14 protein-coding genes are annotated in these 14,899 nt (G+C 62.7%); 4 read left to right on the top strand and 10 right to left on the bottom strand.

Features of this window, described 5'->3' with window-relative positions; translation table 11 throughout:
* Positions 1 to 33: 33 nt before the first annotated feature.
* The 8 genes from KQ659_RS17935 to KQ659_RS17900 form a co-directional block, all read right to left on the bottom strand.
* Positions 34 to 915 (bottom strand): mechanosensitive ion channel family protein, encoded by an 882-nt coding sequence (locus KQ659_RS17935; RefSeq protein ID WP_216679827.1) that lies wholly within the window; start codon positions 913 to 915, stop codon positions 34 to 36.
* A 103-nt stretch (positions 916 to 1,018) separates the two neighbouring features.
* Positions 1,019 to 1,399, bottom strand: coding sequence for a mechanosensitive ion channel family protein (locus KQ659_RS17930; protein WP_216688101.1), 381 nt, complete (start codon positions 1,397 to 1,399; stop codon positions 1,019 to 1,021).
* Positions 1,383 to 2,009: a mechanosensitive ion channel family protein gene (locus tag KQ659_RS17925; protein ID WP_216688102.1), complete on the bottom strand. Its 627-nt coding sequence runs from the start codon at positions 2,007 to 2,009 to the stop codon at positions 1,383 to 1,385. Before KQ659_RS17925 ends, KQ659_RS17930 begins: the two co-directional genes overlap by 17 nt.
* Before the next feature lie 76 nt (positions 2,010 to 2,085).
* Positions 2,086 to 2,367, bottom strand: a complete 282-nt coding sequence (locus KQ659_RS17920) for a hypothetical protein (RefSeq protein ID WP_216679830.1) — start codon at positions 2,365 to 2,367, stop codon at positions 2,086 to 2,088.
* A 58-nt stretch (positions 2,368 to 2,425) separates the two neighbouring features.
* Entirely contained in the window at positions 2,426 to 3,412 is a 987-nt protein-coding gene (locus KQ659_RS17915; RefSeq protein WP_226930035.1) for an endonuclease/exonuclease/phosphatase family protein, read from the bottom strand.
* A gap of 336 nt (positions 3,413 to 3,748) precedes the next feature.
* The gene (locus tag KQ659_RS17910; RefSeq protein WP_216688104.1) at positions 3,749 to 3,976 is read right to left on the bottom strand and encodes a hypothetical protein; all 228 of its coding nucleotides are present in this window, start codon (positions 3,974 to 3,976) and stop codon (positions 3,749 to 3,751) included.
* A gap of 164 nt (positions 3,977 to 4,140) precedes the next feature.
* Entirely contained in the window at positions 4,141 to 5,553 is a 1,413-nt protein-coding gene (locus tag KQ659_RS17905; RefSeq protein ID WP_216679833.1) for a DUF389 domain-containing protein, read from the bottom strand.
* A gap of 45 nt (positions 5,554 to 5,598) precedes the next feature.
* Positions 5,599 to 6,501, bottom strand: coding sequence for a mechanosensitive ion channel family protein (locus KQ659_RS17900; RefSeq protein WP_216679834.1), 903 nt, complete (start codon positions 6,499 to 6,501; stop codon positions 5,599 to 5,601).
* A gap of 123 nt (positions 6,502 to 6,624) precedes the next feature.
* Between KQ659_RS17900 and KQ659_RS17895 the strand changes: the two genes are divergently transcribed.
* The gene (locus tag KQ659_RS17895; protein ID WP_216688105.1) at positions 6,625 to 7,014 is read left to right on the top strand and encodes a COG3415 family protein; all 390 of its coding nucleotides are present in this window, start codon (positions 6,625 to 6,627) and stop codon (positions 7,012 to 7,014) included.
* Between the two features lie 2 nt (positions 7,015 to 7,016).
* Positions 7,017 to 7,574 (top strand): IS630 family transposase, encoded by a 558-nt coding sequence (locus KQ659_RS17890; protein WP_262905480.1) that lies wholly within the window; start codon positions 7,017 to 7,019, stop codon positions 7,572 to 7,574.
* Positions 7,575 to 8,047: 473 nt separating this feature from the next.
* On the opposite strand, the gene KQ659_RS17885 is transcribed toward KQ659_RS17890, so the two are convergent.
* Positions 8,048 to 9,289 carry a cation:proton antiporter gene (locus tag KQ659_RS17885; RefSeq protein WP_216679836.1) on the bottom strand — a complete coding sequence of 414 codons (1,242 nt, stop codon included), beginning with the start codon at positions 9,287 to 9,289 and terminating at the stop codon, positions 8,048 to 8,050.
* 887 nt (positions 9,290 to 10,176) lie between these two features.
* Here KQ659_RS17885 and KQ659_RS17880 point away from each other — a divergent pair.
* A complete protein-coding gene (locus tag KQ659_RS17880; protein ID WP_216688107.1) occupies positions 10,177 to 12,639 on the top strand; it encodes a TonB-dependent receptor in 2,463 nt (820 codons plus the stop codon).
* Positions 12,640 to 12,708: 69 nt separating this feature from the next.
* Here the strand turns inward: KQ659_RS17880 and KQ659_RS17875 are convergent, their stop codons facing one another.
* Positions 12,709 to 13,194, bottom strand: a complete 486-nt coding sequence (locus KQ659_RS17875) for a DUF305 domain-containing protein (protein ID WP_226930029.1) — start codon at positions 13,192 to 13,194, stop codon at positions 12,709 to 12,711.
* 178 nt (positions 13,195 to 13,372) lie between these two features.
* Between KQ659_RS17875 and KQ659_RS17870 the strand changes: the two genes are divergently transcribed.
* Positions 13,373 to 14,776 (top strand): chloride channel protein, encoded by a 1,404-nt coding sequence (locus KQ659_RS17870; protein ID WP_216679838.1) that lies wholly within the window; start codon positions 13,373 to 13,375, stop codon positions 14,774 to 14,776.
* Positions 14,777 to 14,899: the final 123 nt, after the last annotated feature.

Genomic DNA, 14,899 nt, shown 5'->3' with positions numbered 1-14,899 from the left:
CAATGCGACTTTCTAAACAGCTTCGCTATATGGCTACACGGCGCCGCCCAGGCGGGCCAGCACTTCGGCCGGCAATTCCAGGGTGCGCATGGGGAAGGGGATAACGATGCCGGCCGCGTCGAAGGCTCGCTTAATGCGCATAATGGCCTCGCTCTTGGCCCCCACGTAGTCGACCTGCCGGCGGTACGGAATCCAGAAGCGCAGGCTGAACGTGATGGCGCTGTCGGCAAAGCCGGTGAACATTACCTGCGGCGGTTGCTCGGTGAGCAGCTCAGGGAAATCTTCCATCGCGGCCAGCACCACGGCGCGCACTTGGTCCAGGTCGGAGCGGTAGGCCACGCCGCACTCCACGTCCACGCGGCGGCGGGTGGTGACGCTGTAGTTGGTCACGGCGCTTTCGAACACCTTGCGGTTGGGCATACGCACCAGCTCGCCGGTTACCTGGCGCAGGTCGAGCGTGCGCAGGTTGATGCACTCGATGGTGCCAAAAAAGGCATCGGTCTGAATCACGTCGCCCACCGTGAAAGGGCGCTGCACGGCGATGATGATGCCGCTGATGAAGTTGGCCGCAATGTCCTGAAACGCAAAGCCCAGCGCCAGGCCAATAATCCCCACGCCGGCCAGCAGCGACGTTACCGTTTTATCGAGCCCCAGCACTTCGAGCCCGAAAAAGATACCCACCAGCAGCACCGCCACATACGCCAGCGTGCTGATGAGGCTATGCAGCGTGACAGCCCCCGGCGACATCCGGGGCAGCACGCTGGCCAGTGCCCGCCGCGTGAGCCGGGCGGCAAATACCGTGGCCGTGAGGACCAGTATAGTAATGAACAGGTTGGGCAGCAGTAGGATAAACTGCTCCACCCAGCTCATAACCTTGTTGGAAAGCAAATTAAAGGTGCGGTGAATCTCAAGCATGCAGTAAAAATAGAAGTGTATGGTACCCGTTGATACGTGGCCGCGCTCGGCCCCGGTTTATTCGGGTCGCATCGGCGGGCCTGTTGCGGGTAGGGGGCAGGCTTCAGCCGGCAGCTTTTCCCGCTTGCTCCGGTGGCGCGGCGGCATCGGAGGCGGCTTGCTGTTCCTGCTGCGCGGCGGCCCACGACTGGGGCACGTCGCCTTTACCGGCGGGCCAGCCTTCGCGCTGGCTTTTGCGGTCGCCGTCGGTGGCTTCGGTCTGGTCGTGCCACAGAATTTGCTGGGTGGGGAAGGGCAGGTCGATGCCGTGGGCGGTGAGCGTGTTTTTGATGGCTTCCAACACCCGGTCCTGCGCGCCCATAATGTCGGCGCGGCGCGGCGGGTTAATCCACCAGCGGGCGCGGATGTTGACGCTGCTGCCGGCCAAATCCACTACCAGCGCCTCGGGGACGGGGTCGGCCAGCACGCTATCCACGTCCTTCATGGCCTCCATAATAGAGCTGGCGGGTCTTGTCGATATCGTCGCCGTAGCCAATGCCGATGTCGTATTGCAGGCGGCGCTTGTCGTAGGCCGTGTTCACCGTTACGGCGTTGATAAACAGCTCGGCGTTGGGAATAACCACCCGCCGGCCGTCGTAAGTTTTGATGGTGGTGGCTCGCGTCTGAATCGTTTCGACCGTGCCCTCAAAGTCCTTGTACTTAATCTGGTCATCGATTCGGAAGGGCTCGGTAACCAGCGGCAGCACCCCAGCCAGGAAGTTCTGAAAAATGTCCTTGAAGGCAAAGCCGATGGCCACGCCCCCCACGCCCAGCGCGCTGATAAGGCTGGCCGGCGTGAAGCTGGGCACCATGATGGTAACCGTAACCAGGATGCCCAGCAGCAACGCGGCCACGTAGGATAACTGGCTCTGCAGCAGCTTCAGGCTTTGGCTTTGGCCCCGGTTCTGCACCAGCCGCTCGACCAGTGCTTTCACCCCGCGGACAATGAGAATAAACACCACGAACACCACCAGCCCAAAGAGCAGGTTGGGCAGTAGGGCCATGAAATTGCGGCCCATCTGGTTGATTTTCTGCCAGGCGATGGAAAAGTCCATGTAGCTAAATAAGGAGGTGCAGGGAAACAGCGAAGTGCGGAAAATATTTCTGCGCCAGCCGCAGTAGCGCGGGCCGTTAGGGAGTAGCCTGTACTTCTTTTTTGATGCCTTCCAGGTTCTGCTTCGACCCTTCCAGCTGCTGCTCGATGGCGGTGAGCTTATTTTTCTCGGTTTCGATAACGGCCTTTTGCTGGGCAATCTGGGTGGTTAGCTCCTGCACTTTACGGGCCTGCTCGGCCACGGCCGGGTTAGCCGAATTGAGGTCGGCCGCTACGGGTGCTTCGGTCCCCGATTGGCAGCCCGCCAAGGCCAGGGCGCCGACCAGGAGTAAGATGCTGGAAAAAGAAGAGGTGCTCATCGGTTGGGTGCGTTAGAAGGTTGAGTAAATATAACGTGATGCTTATCAGTGAAAAGGCTTATCGGTCAGGCAGCGCCAGCTCGATGTACAAAGGGAAATGGTCGGAGCCCACATCAGGCAGGCGCTTCAGCGCTACTACCTGAAACGGCTCACTGACAAAAAAGTGGTCGAGCGGCCAGCGGGCCAGCGTCGAGCGGGCATCAAACGTGTTGTAGAGGCCGCGTCCGAGGCGCACGTCGTGCAGCTCGCCCTCGCGGGTGAGCTGATGAATGGTACCCGACCAGCTCACGTCGTTGAAGTCGCCGGCCACGATGGTGGGGCGCTCATTCTGCCGCACCGCATCGGTTACCTTCTGCAATGCCTTCCCGCGCAGGCCCACGCCGTCGGGGTAGGTATCGGGGATGGGTGGCGTGGGGTGAATGCCAAAAAACGTGACCTGGCGGCCATCGGGCAGCCGCAGCCGCGTGCGAATGGACGGCACGCCGTGCTGGAGCAGGTTTTGCACCTGCGTATGGGCCAGCGGCAGGCGCGAGTAGAGTATCATGCCGTAGGCATTATCGCGGGGCAGTTCTACGCGGTAGGGGTAGGCGGGTTGCAGGGGGCGCAGGGCCCGTGCCCACCAGGCATCGGGTTCCAGGGCCAGCAGCACATCGGGCTGCACGGCCTGCACCAGCTGCCGTAGGCGCTCGTCCTGCCGGTTTTTCATCAACACGTTGATTATCAAAATGCGAATCCGAGTGCTGGCTCCGGCCGGGGCATTGGGCACCTCTTTGGGGGCAAAGGGCAGGTAGGGCCACAGAAAAAAGACCTGCACGCCAATGCCTGCTCCCAGGCCGATAAGCAGCCCCTGCCGCACCCGCCAGTGCGCTGGCCAGCGCAGTGCCAGCCACCCCAGCAGCAGTGCCGTCAGCACCACCAGCGTCTGGAATCGGGGGAAGCCCAGCATCTGCACCCACCATTCACTCGACGGCACCACCGAAACCAACGTCAGCAGCAGTGCCAGGGCGCTCAGCATGGCCAGCAGGTAGCGGAATCCGGTCAGCAAGTGCCTCATGGATAATGGTTTGGATGTAAGTTAATGAAGCTATTTAGAAAGTCCCCGAACGGTCATGCAGCGCGCAGCGAAGCATCTTGCTCGCATCGTCAGGCCCGTTCAACGATGCGAGCAAGATGCTTCGCTGCGCGCTGCATGACCGTTTGAGTACCTTGTGACTTTCTAAACAACTCCAATGGGTATCCATTATCAAGAATGCTTATTTCCTGGCAACCGGCCACTCTATAACCGACAATCGATACCCGCCCGCTACTGGGTTTTGGCCTGCGTTTTCACGCCTTTTAGGTTCTGTTTGGCACCGTCGAGCTGGCTTTTCAGGGCATCGAGTCACTTCTTATCGACATCGGCTTCCTCTTTCTGTTTATCGACGGCTCGTTCCCGGTCTTTCACGGCGTCTTTCTGGTCGCTGTAGGCTTTCTCCTGCGCATCTACCTGCTGCTGGAGGTCACCCACCTTTTGGGCCTGCAGGACCACGGCGGGATTCGTCGATTTGAGGTCGTCGCTGGCCGAATGGCCCAGCGAATAGCCGCTCCCGGCAAGGCCAAGCCAGGGCAAATAAGCAGCTGAAGCCTGTGGGAAAATGCTTCATAGTGTGAGGGGTTATTTTTTGAGAATGAGAATAGAAGCCTGTATGACTCTTTAGCTTTACGCGGTTGGGGCCGGCAAGTTCGTTTCGGCGCCCGTAGGGGTACATCCCTGGCCCATTTGCGACGTTGCGCCTACCTGCGGCGCGACGATTTCCGGCGGGTTGGGGACGGTCGGGGGGGCGGGGCGTTCTGCGGCTCAACGAGCAGGCGCACGTGCTGGCGGTTGCCGGCCCGCAGGCTCAGCCAGGCGGCCAGGCGGCGCTCCTCGGCGGTGGGCAGCGGGCGGCGGGTGCGCACGGCTACCAGCACGGTGGTATCGGCCCGCAGCGAGTCGGCGGCGGGGCGCACCAGGCGGCTCAGGCCCAACTGGCGCACGGCGGGGTGCTCTATCTGCACTTCGCGCAGCAGCGAAACCGCGCCGGGCAGGCCAACGGCGGCGCTATCGGGGTTGGATAGCAGCTTTTGGAGCTGGGCCAAACGGGTTTCGTAGCCCACCAGGGTTTGCTCCTGGCGGCTGCGCACGTCTTCGAGCACACTGCTGCGCAGAGCCTGCGTGTCGGTCGAGTCGAGGCGGGCCAAGCCCTGGCGCACGGTGAGGCCAGCACCGGCCAGGCGGTAGCTATTGAGTTGCGTGCGGGCCTTTTGCAGCTGCGCCGCCGTGAGCCGCTGGCCGGCCAGCAGCACGTTGATGGTGTGCGCCCGGGGCTTGATGCGGCTGGTGACGACGTAGGTGCCGGGCAGGTTCAGCTGCTCGTCTACGAAGCGCTGGGCGTTGTGCGTAAAGGTGCCGTCGCGCACGATGCCCACGGCCAGGTACACGCTGGGCGCGGCCGTGAGCAGCGCCACCGCCCAAATGCCCAGCTGCACCCGCCGCGCCCGCTTCACGCTCACGAAGGTGTGCTTGGGCAGCGGCAGCACCCGGCACACCAGAAACGTGGCCAGGGCAATGAACACGCAGTTGATGGAAAATAAATACAGCGCTCCAAACAGAAACGACCAGTGCGCCGTGGCCAGCCCGTAGCCGGCCGTGCACAGCGGCGGCATCAGGGCCGTGGCAATGGCCACCCCGGGGATGGCGTTGGTGTGGCCCTTGCGGGTGAGGGCCACGGCTCCGGCCGCCCCGCCAAACAGGGCAATGAGCACGTCCCAGGTGGTGGGCACGGTGCGCGACAGTAGCTCGGAGCCGGCATCGGTGAGGGGCGTGAGGCGGAAATACAGGGCCGAAACCAGCAGGCTGAACGTCGAGGCCGTGAACAGGCTTTTGAGCCCGCGCTGAATCAGGTTCAGCTCCAGCGTGGCCGCCCCGTAGCCGATGCCCACGATGGGGCCCATCAGCGGCGAAATCAGCATGGCCCCGATGATAACGGCTGTCGAATTCACGTTCAGCCCCACCGATGCCACCAGAATGGCGAAAATCAAGACCCACAGATTGGTGCCCCGAAACGCAATTCCGGCCTCTACGTCCGCCTGAATCTCGGTCGGCTCGGCCATGTCATCGGTGAGCAGAAAGCGAATATGCAGAAAGCGAAGCAGGACGTCAAACATGCGGCAAGATAGGCGCGGGAGCCGCACCGGAGGGTAGGGGCATATTTAAGCAGCGGGCGGGCCGGCCGGGGCCTGGTCTATTATCCGTACGCGTAGCTCGGGCAGGTTTTTGGGGAATTGCATCTCCACAATGTCGGCGGGCAGCGACACATTGTCGGCGGCCATGAGTACGGTTTTCACGCGGTTCATCACGCGCGAGCGCAGCTCCAGCACGCCGCGTCGGTATTCTTCCGATTCCGTCCAGAAAAACACTTTCAGGTTTACGGTGCTGGTAGCCAGCTCGTGCACGATAATAAAGGGCTCATGCGGAATCGTCTGAAGCACTTCGTCCTCCTGCCGCAGCTGGCCGCTGATGGCTTCTATCACGGTGGGCACGTCGGCATCGTAGTCGATGCCGACCAGGAAGTTCTGCCGAATGAAACCGTCGCGGGTGAAGTTCGTGACCGATTCTTTCAGCAGCACCGAATTGGGCACGTAAATATCCTTGCCGTCGTAGGTTTTGATGCGCGTCGTGCGCAGGTTCAGCTCCATCACCCGGCCCATGTGGTCCTTCACCTGAATGCTGTCGTTGACGTTGAAGGGCCGGTTGAACGCCAGAATGACGCCGGCTAGGAAGTTCTCCGCAATGTCCTTAAAAGCGAAGCCAACCAGGAATGCCGACAAGCCCAGCCCGCCCAGCAGCCCGCCCACCACGCCCGAAAACCCGATGATTTGCAGGGCCAGCAGTAGCCCGCTCAGCACCAGCAGCCAGCGCCCCACTTGGGTGAGGAAGTTGGTGAGCAGTGGGTCGGCCGAATGAGCCGCGAGCCTGGCCGTAAGGAAGCTGCGCAGCCGGCTCGAAGCCAGCCACGTCACGGCCAGCAGCACCGCCGCCATCACCAGGCGCGGCAGCACAAACAGAAACTGCGTCCAGTAAGTATGGAATACAGTGGTAAATTCCGCTAGCATAGATGCAACTGGTTGAGGGAGTGGGGCTCGTTAAAATCTAGGAAAATCAACGGGAACAACATGCTCATCGGGTGCCTAGAGCGGTTTCCAATTTAGTGTACAGAATCTGATGCACCTTGCGTTATGAAAGCATATTCGATTGATTTGCGGGAACGGGTAGCGGCGGCATGTGCCGCACCGCAGGCCCGGATTTATCAGGTGGCGGCGCAATTTAGCGTCTCCATCTCCTTCGTGGACAAGCTTTTGCGCCGGCAGCGCACGAGCGGTTCGCTGGCGGCCCTGCCCGCGAACGGCGGCCCACTGCCGCGCCTGGACCCGGCTGGCCAGGACCTATTGCGGGCCTGTCTGGTGGCGCAGCCCGACGCGACCCTGGCCGAACTGGCCACGGCCCTGCTCGCCGCCGACGGTCCGGCCCTGAGCCGCACGAGTACGTGGCGGGCGGTGGAGCGCCTGGGATGGGGGCGCAAAAAAAAAGCGTCCACGCCGCCGAGCGTGACACCGAACGCGTCGTAGCCATGCGCCGCTTATTTTTGGAAGCCATTCAGGAAGAAGATGTGCGCCGTTTCGTGTTCGTGGACGAGACGAGCACCAACCTCACCTACTGCCGCCGTTACGGCCGGGCCCCGGCCGGCCAGCGCCTGGACCAGGCCGTGCCGTTGCACGGCGGCCCGAACGTGACGCTCATCGCCGCCCTGACCCCGGACGGGCTCGGAGCCTTGTTGAGCGTTAACGGGGCCGTTAATGGCGACGTGTTTGCCGCCTACCTCGACCAGGTGCTCGGCCCCAACCTGCGGCCGGGCGACGTAGTAGTGCTCGATAATCTGTCGGTACACAAGGTGGAAGGCTTGGACGAAATCGTGAAAAAGTACGGGGCTCGGCTGCGCTACCTGCCGCCCTATTCGCCGGATTTCAATCCCATTGAACTCGCTTTTAGCAAACTCAAGACCTGGTTGCGCACCGCGAAAGCCCGCACCCGCGACTTGCTGGAGGAAGCCATCCGGACCGCCGCCGACTGGATAACCGAACAGGATGCCAAGAACTGGTTTGACCATTGCGGATATCATGTACAGTGATTTGGAAACCGCTGTAAACGGCCTTATCCGCTCGCAGCCATTCTGTGGCGGGCGGAATCTCCTCAAAAAAGGCCGTGGTGACTGCCCGGCGCATCTGCGCGGCCATGGTGGGCGTGTGCAGGCGGGTTTCGGGCGTGAGGGTGGGCACCACGGCGTAGCGCTCAAGGGCGGTGTCTTCCAGCACGGCCGGCAGCCAGGTATTCAGCAGCCAGTCGCGGTCGGCGGGGTCGGGGGCGGCGGGCATGGCGCGGTGGTCGGCCAGGAGGCCGCGCAGCGGGTAGCGGCGCAGCAGGTTGTGGGCATGCGTGTAAAGGGCCCGAAACTCGAGGCTCGTCATGGACGTGCCCGACCAGTGCAGGTGCACGTAGCCGTCTTCAGGGGAGAAATCGACCGAGCCAACGGCGTTGGCAAAATAATTTTGGGTGGGGAGCATTATAAAGGGGACAAAAACAAACGCGGGCCCGGTGGCCCGGTTAAGCTGGGCGGCTGGTGAGCCAGCCTAATAGCCTCTTTAACGTAAGCCCCTGCACAACGGCCGAAAACAGCACCACGGCAAACGTCATGGGCACAAATACTTCGGGGTGCATGCCCGTGGGCAGGCCCAGGGCCAGGGCCAGCGAAATGCCCCCGCGCAGTCCGCCCCAGCTCAGAATGGCCAGCGTGCGCGGCGGCAGCTGCCGCGACAGGCCCAACAGCCCCGTGGTAAGCGTGAGCACCACGTAGCGCACCAGCAGGGCCAGCACGGCCGCCGCCACGCCCAGCCCCAGGTAAAACGGGCTGACCCCAATCACGACCAGCTCCAGGCCCATGAGCACGAAGAGCACGGCGTTGAGCACCTCGTCGAGCGCCTCCCAGAACTTTTCCAGGTAGTCGCGCGTGGTGTCCGACACCGCCCCGCTGCGGCTCACGTTGCCAATGGCCAGGCCCGCCACCACCATGGCCAGCGGCCCCGACACGCCCAGCGCGTGGCACAGCGCGTAGCCGCCCATTACCAGGGCCAGGGTCAGCATGACTTCGGTCTGGAAGTGGTCCACGGTTTTGATGAGGCGGTAGCCCACATAGGCCAGCACCCCCCCGGCCAGCAAGCCGCCGCCGGCCTCGCGCAGCAGCAGCAGGGCCGCCGAGCCGGCGCTGGGCGTGTCGCCGGGCGTGGCCAGCTCCAGCAAGGTCACAAACACCACTACCCCGAAGCCGTCGTTGAAGAGCGACTCGCCGGCCAGGTTGGTTTCAATGTTCTTATCGAGGTCGGTGGTTTTCAGAATGCCCAGCACGGCAATGGGGTCGGTGGGGGCAATGAGCGCCCCAAACAGCAGGCAGGGCAGCAGCGGCAGCTCCACGCCAGCCAGGTTCAGCAGGGCATAGGTGCCCAGGCCTACCAGCCCGGTAGCCAGCAGCACTCCCAGCGTGGAGTAGGCCGCAATGCTGCGCCACACCGCTTTCAGGGCATTTACCCGCACGTGCAGCGAACCGGCAAAGAGCAGAAAGCTTAGCACCGAGCCCATGAGAAACTCCGTGAAATCGAACCGTAGCAGCGCCCCGCGCACGGCAACGGTGAAGCTCGGCACAATGTGGCCCCAGGCCAGCACGCCCAGCGCCACGGCCACGCCCAGCAGCAAAAACATAATGCCCGCCGGACGGCGCATAAACCGGGCATTCAGATAGGAAAATAACGCTGCTAGCGTTAGTAGCGAGGCGGAAAAAGTAAATAAGCTCATCAAGAAAAAAAAGTAAGTGGGGGGTGCCGCCCACCGGCCGCCTGCCCGTGCGCTGCCAGTGGCAGCAGGTTTGCCCGGCTGGCAAGTTAACAGCCCGCCCGCCCGCCGGACAGTAAAGCGCCGGCCCGGAGCTTTCCGGCTACTGAAGGCGTGGCCGCGGCCGGCGGCTTTGTGCCGGGCAGGGCCTGCCTGTTCCGGCCGAGCGGTTGCTGCAGGGCCCGCAGAGTAGCCGGCCCGGCCTAGGTGGTGGCTTGCAGCCGTTGCACCCTACGGGCCTGGGTCATCAGGCTGGGGTTGTTCGAGTTAAGGTCGGCGGCCAGAGTTGCTGTGTCTTCGAAACGGAATTTCGGGTACTAAAGTTGTATGAACCGTCGAAGCCGGCAACGCTCCGTTTTTGCAGCATTTCGATAATATGCGATGGCTTGTTGGCGTGAGTCTGGGCTGATTCGCGCCATTTATCGGCTTATTATAAGTGGATTAGGGTGCGGAAACCGATTTCTGGTGTTAAGGGGAGGGCACAGTCATAAAAGCAGAACCCATCGGGAGGCCCACAGGGCAGGTGCCTCAACTGATTCGGGTGCGCCAGGGCTCCAATTGTCCCGCCATGCTGCCTTCGGGCTAAGAAAAAACAAGGGTTGCGCATTTGCACAAGTACCCAAACATCAGCAGCAACGACGAGATGCAAAGGGTTACGTGTTCAGTATTGTTTGATTTGCGTAATATTCTGTATAACAATATTATGAGGTCTTTTATCAACGCCATTAGATATAATTTTTAGTACATGCTAAATTAATTTTTAGACTAACCTAAAAAATGTACGTACTTTTGTTCGGCTTGTTAGTAGGGCAGGGGCACTCCTTGGTTTTTTACGCCAAGCCATGCCTGCCATGTCTGTTAAGTGCTTGTATCTGTTTGTTCTGCTGTTTGTATGCCCATTTGCCCTGCGGGCCCAAAGCCTGAGCGGGCAGGTGCTGGACGCGGCCGGCCGGCCGCTGCCCTTCGCCAGCGTGGCGGTGCCGGTGCTGAGCCGGGGCGCGACGGCCGACGAAAACGGCCGCTTTGCCCTGCCCAACCTGCCCGCCGGCTCCCACCAGCTGCAAGTGAGCGCCGTGGGCTATGCCACCGCTACGCCCTCGGCAACGGTGCCCACCGATAAGCCCCTGACCATTCGCCTGACTGCCGAGGGCAAAACCCTGAGCGAAGTGGTGGTGACGGGCGTGAGCCGGGGTACCGAAATCCGCCGTTCGCCAGTGCCCATCGCGGCCCTGTCGGGCCGGGAAATCCGCCTCAATGCCAATGCCAATGCCATTGATGCGGCCGTGCGGGGCATTCCGGGCCTCAGCGCCGTCACCACCGGCCCCAACGTCAGCAAGCCGTTTATCCGAGGGCTGGGCTACAACCGGGTGCTCACCATGTTCAACGGCCTGCGCCAGGAGGGGCAGCAGTGGGGCGATGAGCACGGCATTGAAGTGGATGGCTACGGCGTGGACCGCATTGAGGTGGTGAAGGGCCCCGCCAGCCTGCTCTACGGCTCCGATGCCGTGGCCGGGGTGGTGAACTTGCTGCCGGCCCTGCCCGCCGGCCCCGCCGGCCAGCTGCACGGCGAGGCGCTGACCGAATACCAGAGCGTGAACGGCTTGATTGGCAACTCGCTGGCCTTCAACTACCAAAAAAACGGGTTTCAGGCCAGCCTGCGCGGCAGCCACCGCCTGGCCCGCGACTACCAAAACCCGGTGGACGGCCGCGTGTACAACACCGGCTTTGCCGAAACCCAGCTCACCGGCATGGTGGGCCTGGCCAGGGCCTGGGGCGGGGTGCACCTCTGGCTGACCAGCTACGACGACCGCCAGGAAATTCCCGACGGCAGTCGCGACTCGCTCAGCCGCCGCTTTACGCGGCAGGTGTTTGAGGCCAATAGGGATGATATCGGGAACCGCCCGCTGGTGAGCGACGACGAGCTGATAAGCTACCGCATTGCCGACCTGCGCCAGCGCATCCGCCACTACCGGGCCTTTGCCACCAGCGAGGTGAAGCTGGGGGCCGGCGAGCTGCGCCTGCTGCTGGGCGTGCAGCAAAACCACCGCCAGGAATTCAACCACCCCACCGCCACCAGCCAGCCGGGCCTCGACCTGCAGCTCACCACCGTGAACTACCAGGCCCGCTACCTGCTGGCCGCCGTGCGCGGCTACGAACTGACGGTGGGCGCCAACGGCATGAGCCAGGCCAACCAGCACCTGAACGCCACCGATTTCGCCATTCCGCCCTACCAGCTGTTCGACCTCGGCGGCTTCGGAGTGCTGAAAAAAACGTTTGGCGGCCTGGAGCTGACCGGCGGCCTGCGCTATGACGTGCGCCGGGTGCGCTGGGACGACTTTTATGTGGCCCCCAACCCCGCCACGGGCTTCGATGCCGTGGCCGACCCGGCCACGGCCGGCGCTGACCTGCAGTATCCCGGCTTTGGCCGTACCTACACCGGGCTGTCGGCCAGCCTGGGCGGCAGCTACGCGCTAGGCGAGCGCCTGGTGCTGCGGGCCAACGTGGCGCGGGGCTACCGCGCCCCGAACGTGCCCGAAATCGGCTCCAATGGCCTCGACCCCGGCGCGCACATCGTGTACCTGGGCAACCGCGACTTCACCCCCGAATTCAACGTGCAGGAAGACCTGGGCATCCTCTACAAAACGCCCGGCTTTGAGGGAAGCGCGGAGGTTTTTTACAACCACGTCGATAACTTCATTTACCAGGCCCGGCAGTACGATGCGCAAGGCCAGCCCCTGCGCGACGCGGTGGGCAACTCCACCTACCAGTTTCAGCAGGCGGCGGCCAGCCTCTACGGCGGCGAAATAGCGCTCAATTTCCACCCCACGGCCCTGCCCTGGGCCAGCCTGCGCACCGGGGCGGCCCTGGTCATCGGCCTCAACGAAAATGCGGCCCTGCGCGAGCGGGTGGGCGATGCCGGCCGCTACCTGCCCCTGATTCCGGCCCCCACCTCGCGTTCTGAGCTGCGCTTGGTGGCACCCGAACGCGCCGGCCGCCGCCTCACCAACAGCTACTTCCGCTTCACGGTGGATGTCACCGCCGCCCAAAATCGCTTCTACGCCGTGGACGGGGCCGAAACCCGCACCCCCGGCTACGTGCTGTGCGGCACCGGTGTGGGCACCACTTTCCGCACCAAAGCCGGCCGCGAAGCCATGCAGCTGGTATTGCAGGCCGATAACCTGTTCGACGTGGCCTATCAGGCCCACCTCAACCGCCTGAAATACTTTGAGTACTACCGCGCTTCGCCCACCGGCCGGCTGGGGGTTTTCAGCCCCGGCCGCAGCCTGAGCGCCAAGGTAGTAGTGCCGTTCTAGCAAAGCTGTTTGGAATGCGTCACTGCATCGGCCCGGCGAATTGCCAAACCGGTACCAGACTATCAACGGCTATTGCTGCTCCAGGCGCTTTATCATGGCCTGCATCTTGGAGATTTCCCGCTTTTGGGCGGTGATGATGTCATCGGCCAGCTTGCGTACTTCGGGGTCCTGGATGTTGGCCCGCTCGCTGGTGAGAATGGCAATGGAGTGGTGCGGAATCATGGCCTTCATCCAGCGCGTGTCGTTCACGAAGGTCTGGCTGCGCACCATTATCAGGGCACCCACAAACAGCGTCAGGCTGGCTCCCATGATGATGCCGTTCATGGTTTTGTTGGGGTACATCATGGGCATCATCAGCAGCATGACCACGGCCATCACCGTCACCATCAGTACCGTCATGTAGAAGCGGGTGAGGCTGAAATAGACGTGGCCGAGCGCGTAGGTGTTGAGGTACATTACCACGTACATGATGACGAAGGAAATGGCCATCATCAGCAAAAACTTGCGATAGTGGCCCTGGGGCGCGGGGGTAGTAGATGTAGTGGGATGCATCATCGGGAAAAATGGATAATTGGCAAACGCGCGCCGATTCTAACCCTTGGAACGGCGGCCTCTGGTAGCCAAACGGACGATAGATAACGTTGGTTGTGTCACTATCCAGCCGCCAAATCGGTTAGAAACAGGCGGTGGCTGGCGGCTCCCCGCTCGATTTACCTGCACCTTTGTACAGTATATGCCCGATTCTCCCTTCCGATACGCCCGCGTCCTGGCCTGGTTCGACCACGTTTTCATTCAACCACTGTACACGGCGCGGGTGCGGCGTCTTATCCTGCAAAGCTTCCCCTTCTGGATTGCTTCGCTGTTGACCGGGCTCATGGCCGTGGGCTACGAAAAAGTATTTGCCTGGGCCGAAGAAATTAGTTTTTCCTGGCTGCGCCGCGAGCCACTGCTGGCCTTCGGGCTCACGCCGCTGGCCTTTCTGGCCTCGTGGGCGCTGGTGAAGTGGCTGGCCCCGGCGGCGCGGGGCAGTGGCATTCCGCAGGTAATGGCCGGCATCGAGCTCTCGACGCCCGTGCAGCACCGCCGCACGGCCTACCTGCTCAGCCTGCGGGTGGCCGGCGTGAAGGTGCTCAGCAGCGTGGTGCTGCTGCTGGGGGGTGGCGTTATCGGCCGCGAAGGGCCGACGATTCAGGTTTCGGCGGCCATTTTCCGGGCCATCAACCGGCTGCAGCCGGCGGGCTGGCCCCAGCTCTCGCGCCAGATTGCGCTGGTGACCGGCGGCGCGGCCGGCCTGGCGGCGGCCTTCAACACGCCCCTGGGCGGCATCGTGTTCGTGGTAGAGGAGCTGACCCAGATTCACATCTCGCGCTTTCGCATGGCCGTGTTCAGCGCCGTGATTATCGCGGGCCTCACGGCCCAGCAGTTTCTGGGTTCCTACCTGTACCTGGGCTTTCCCAAAATTACTTCGCCGGCCGGCTGGTACCAGGCCCTGGTGATGGTGGCAGCCGTGGCCTGCGGGCTGGCAGGTGCGTATTTTGCCAAAACCCTGCTCTGGCTGAACAGCTACCGCAAGCGCTTCACCACGCCGCTCACGCAGGCGGGCTGGGTGGTGGGCTGCGGCCTGCTGCTGGCCGCAATGGCCTACCTGGTGGGGCCCGATGGCGTGGGCACGGGCAAGCCCATCATCAACCGGCTGCTGTTTCAAAACAGTGGCGTGATGCCCGGCTACCTGTTTCCGGTGCGCTTCGTGGGCATGGCCCTGAGCTACAGCAGCGGCGGGGCGGGCGGCGTGTTTGCCACTTCGCTGAGCGCGGGTGCGCTGCTCGGCGACGGCATTGCGCAGCTGGCGCACGTAGCCGTGGCCGACCGCAACCTGCTGATTCTGGTGAGCATGGTGGGCTTCCTGACGGGGGTGGTGCGCTCGCCGTTCACGGCCGCTATTCTGGTGCTGGAAATGACGGACCGGCACTCGGCCATTTTCCAGCTGCTGATTGGGGCCATGCTGGCCCAGGCCGTGGCCGCGCTCGTGGACCCGCACTCGCTGTATGAGCACCTGCGCCAGGGCTTCATCCGCGAGACGCTGAGCCAGGAAGCCGCCACGCCCGCGCCGGAGCCGGAAGCCGTGCTACCTTCCTGAAACCAGGGAACTGAGGAGCCGATAATGCATTAGGAAGCAGATTTATCCGTATCAGGAAATAAGCCTGTCCTCGACTGGCCGGCGTTTATTCATTGAGCCCGGAAAGCTATTGGCCTCAGTAGC

The organism is Hymenobacter siberiensis, from assembly GCF_018967865.2.
GTDB classification, from domain to species: Bacteria; Bacteroidota; Bacteroidia; order Cytophagales; family Hymenobacteraceae; genus Hymenobacter; species Hymenobacter siberiensis.
The sequence above is the reverse complement of the archived record's forward strand: the minus strand, read 5'-3'. Positions and strand labels throughout refer to the sequence as shown.